This is a genomic window from Pseudoalteromonas sp. T1lg21 (genome assembly GCF_002964625.1).
GTDB classification, from domain to species: Bacteria; Pseudomonadota; Gammaproteobacteria; order Enterobacterales; family Alteromonadaceae; genus Pseudoalteromonas; species Pseudoalteromonas gelatinilytica.
Map to the genome: position 1 here is coordinate 1 of NZ_PQBX01000047.1, position 470 is coordinate 470.

General features: G+C 39.1%; 1 pseudogene. It reads right to left on the reverse strand.

From position 1 onward, the window contains the following. A pseudogene (locus C2M25_RS10255) lies at positions 1-470 on the reverse strand (transposase); the annotation flags it as partial.

Below are 470 nucleotides of genomic sequence, written 5' to 3' on the forward strand. Positions count from 1 at the left end.
AAGCGCATTAGTGATTTTGGTTGTTTATTATTTTGTGCTGCATTAATTCTAGATTTAATACTGGTGTAGTCAGAATCTTCGGGTAAATCAGCCACTTTTGCTCTTACGGGGTTTAAGTCAACATAGGCAAGGCAAGCAGCTAGTGCAGCTTCATCAAGTAAAGCTTGTGATTTAAAGCGACCTTCCCAAAACCGCCCTTTGCATCCATCTTCTAGATTCGCTTTTCGTGCAATGCTCTCATTAAGCACACGCATAAACCAACTAATACTGCTGAGTCGTTCTCGATATAAATTAACTCTGGCATTAACCGCAACGAGTTCGGCTTGTGTTAGTAATTCGCCATTTAAGAATCGTTGACATAAGAATGTACTTTTAAATACCTTATGCCACCTAATCAGAATTGCTTTATTATTCAGACGCTTTGCTTTTGCTATATCGATGTGAAGGACCAAATGCGTGTGGTTACTCAT